Genomic DNA, 2826 nt, shown 5'->3' with positions numbered 1-2826 from the left:
GTTGAGCAAAGAAACGAACGATTCGGTTGATCTTCGAAAGACCAATGATCTTACCTTGAGGAATGTAAGCGACTGCGGTTTTACCATCAATGGTGACTAAGTGATGCTCACATGTGCTGGTGACGGTAATGTCTTTTACACGAACCATTTCACGAACACCCATCTTGTTTTCGATCACGGTGATTTTAGGGAAATTGGCGTAATCCAAACCAGAGAAAATCTCATCCACATACATTTTTGCAATGCGTTGTGGTGTTTCTTCCAGACTGTCATCTGCAAGATCAAGTTCAAGGAGAGTTAGAATCTCACGCATATGGTGTTCGATTCGTTCCTTTTTCTCTTCTCGGCTAACCTGGTTAGGACGCATTGGTGTCTCTAATCCGCGGCTTGCTAGCGCATCTTTAACCAACTTCGCTGATTCGCTAAGACCTGACATTGAACTTCCTCTTTTAATACCCCTTCTGGATGGCAAACAAGGATACTCGGAATTTTGATTAAATACACCCATATTTTAAGGGAGGTCATTATTTACGGGGCTTAAACTATGCTAAAGTGGCTGCAATTTCGTTGGCGAACAACCGTGATTTGATAATTATTGAGTCACCATTGCCAACCACTAAATCAAAATAATAACGACCAAAGGATTTCAATCATGGGCTGTTGCGACGCTCCGGGCTTAATGCCAATTGAAGAAGCACTAGATAAGCTGCTATCACCAATCAAACCAATCCAAACGACTTTATCTCTACCTCTTGCTGAAGCATTAGGTTATGTCCTTGCTGAAGATATTCTTTCCCCTATTTTCGTACCTCCTTTTGATAACTCAGCAATGGATGGCTATGCACTGCGCTTAGCAGACCTAGAGAACGGTAAAGTACTACCATTAGCAGGCAAATCTTTTGCAGGCCAACCGTTCGAAGGTGAATGGCCAAGCAACACCTGTATTCGCATTATGACTGGCGCAAAGATCCCTGAGGGTTGTGACGCCGTAATCATGCAAGAAAATACGGCCGAAACTGAGGCTGGTATTGAGATTCAACAAGACGACATCAAGCTAAACAATAACATTCGCCCTACTGGTGATGACATCAAACAAGGTGATATCGTTCTTAGCCGCGGTGAACGTTTAACACCTCGTGACATTCCAATGATTGCTTCGCTGGGTGTGAGCCACGTGACAGTGTTACAGAAGCCTAAAGTCGCGTTCTTTTCTACCGGCGATGAGCTAAAGCCACTAGGTCAACCGCTTGAAGACGGTCAGATCTACGACAGCAACCGCTACGGCATTAAGCCACTAATTGAAGCGTTTGGTTGTGAAGCTATAGACCTAGGCATCACCCCAGATTGCACTGCAACGCTTAAAGAGACGTTCGAGAAAGCACAGCAAATAGCAGACGTGGTTGTGACTTCTGGCGGCGTAAGCGTTGGCGAAGCTGATTACACGAAAGACATTCTTGAAGAACTGGGGCAAATCGGTTTTTGGAAGCTAGCTATCAAACCCGGTAAACCGTTCGCATTTGGTGAGTTGGATAACGCGTGGTTCTGCGGCCTACCGGGTAACCCAGTATCGGCGATGATGACCATGTATGTTTTGGTTCAACCTATGCTTGCTAAATTGGCTGGTCACACAGCGTGGACAGCTCCGGAATCTATTCCTGCTATCACCAAGTCTGCATTCAAAAAAGGCCCAGGCCGTACTGATTACCAGCGTGGCATTTACTCGATTGAAAACGGTCAATTTGTGGTAGAAACAACGGGTAACCAAAGCTCTGGCGCTTTCCGCTCAATGAGTTTAGCAAACTGCTTTGTGGTACTAGAGCGCGAACGCGGCCGTGTTGAAGTCGGTGAAACGGTTCAGATCCAACTGTTTAACTCGACGCTTTACTAACGAGGCTTACTGATGGAAATACTGTCTGACGTAGAGATGCTTCGCTACAACCGTCAAATCATTCTTAAGCAGTTTGATTTTGAAGGCCAAGAAGCACTAAAGCAGAGCTCAATCTTAGTATTAGGGGCTGGAGGCTTAGGTTGTGCCTCCGCTCAATACCTTGCGACTGCGGGCATTGGTAAGCTAACACTGATCGATGATGATATTGTCGAGCTTTCTAACTTGCAACGACAAGTCCTTCACACCGATGCTGACATTGGTAAGAAGAAAGTCAATTCTGCCGCTGAGTCGCTGCAGGTATTGAACCCTCATCTGACAATTGAAACTGTCGACCACAGGCTTGATGACCAAGCTCTTGGCAAGTTGATTGAAACTCACTCGCTTGTTCTCGACGCAAGTGACAACGTAGAAACACGTAATCAGTTGAACCGCTTGTGCTACGCATCGAAAACACCATTAGTTTCTGGTGCTGCTATTCGTATGGAAGGCCAGATCAGCGTATTCACTTATCAAGATACTGACGCACCGTGTTATCAGTGCTTGAGTGCTCTATTCGGCAACGCTGCACTAAGCTGTGTTGAAGCCGGTGTGATGGCACCGGTAGTTGGCATGGTGGGCGCAGCTCAGGCTTTGGAAGCTATCAAAGTTATTGCTAAGTTTGGACAACCAAAGCAAGGCAAACTTTTAATTCTCGATGCCATGTCTCACAGCTGGCGTGAAATGAATTTAATGAAGATGCCTAATTGCTCGGTGTGCGGATAGACTAAGCATATCCCCCCTCTAATCGACAGCCTAAGCCTTGACTAAAAGTCAGGGCTTTTTTAGGTCTCAACATCAGCTTCTCAAATCGATTTATCAATTTGAAATGATCTATAAAATATTAGTTTCATTTGAATTCTCATTTTGAGAATATATTGCACATCTCAGCAGTTTAGAAT

At 45.0% G+C, this 2826-nt stretch carries 3 protein-coding genes; 2 read left to right on the top strand and 1 reads right to left on the bottom strand.

What is annotated here, in order from left to right; genetic code table 11:
* The coding region (gene folE, locus AB4496_RS20380) for a GTP cyclohydrolase I FolE (RefSeq protein WP_372131780.1) at positions 1-436 on the bottom strand (436 nt) is incomplete at its 3' end.
* Positions 437-652: 216 nt separating this feature from the next.
* Between folE and moeA the strand changes: the two genes are divergently transcribed.
* Complete coding sequence (moeA, locus tag AB4496_RS20375; RefSeq protein WP_009845547.1) at positions 653-1888, top strand: molybdopterin molybdotransferase MoeA; 1236 nt, start codon at positions 653-655, stop codon at positions 1886-1888.
* 12 nt (positions 1889-1900) lie between these two features.
* Entirely contained in the window at positions 1901-2650 is a 750-nt protein-coding gene (moeB, locus tag AB4496_RS20370; protein ID WP_009845548.1) for a molybdopterin-synthase adenylyltransferase MoeB, read from the top strand.
* The last annotated feature ends 176 nt before the right edge of the window (positions 2651-2826 follow it).

The sequence above is a fragment of the Vibrio sp. 10N.222.46.A1 genome (assembly GCF_041473595.1).
Classification (GTDB): Bacteria; Pseudomonadota; Gammaproteobacteria; order Enterobacterales; family Vibrionaceae; genus Vibrio; species Vibrio tasmaniensis_A.
This window is presented reverse-complemented; position numbering and strand designations above follow the sequence as displayed.

Coding starts and splice junctions, on each gene's coding strand:
- moeA (WP_009845547.1), top strand. CDS start 653: ATGGGCTGTTGCGACGCTCCGGGCTTAATGCCAATTGAAGAAGCACTA.
- moeB (WP_009845548.1), top strand. CDS start 1,901: ATGGAAATACTGTCTGACGTAGAGATGCTTCGCTACAACCGTCAAATC.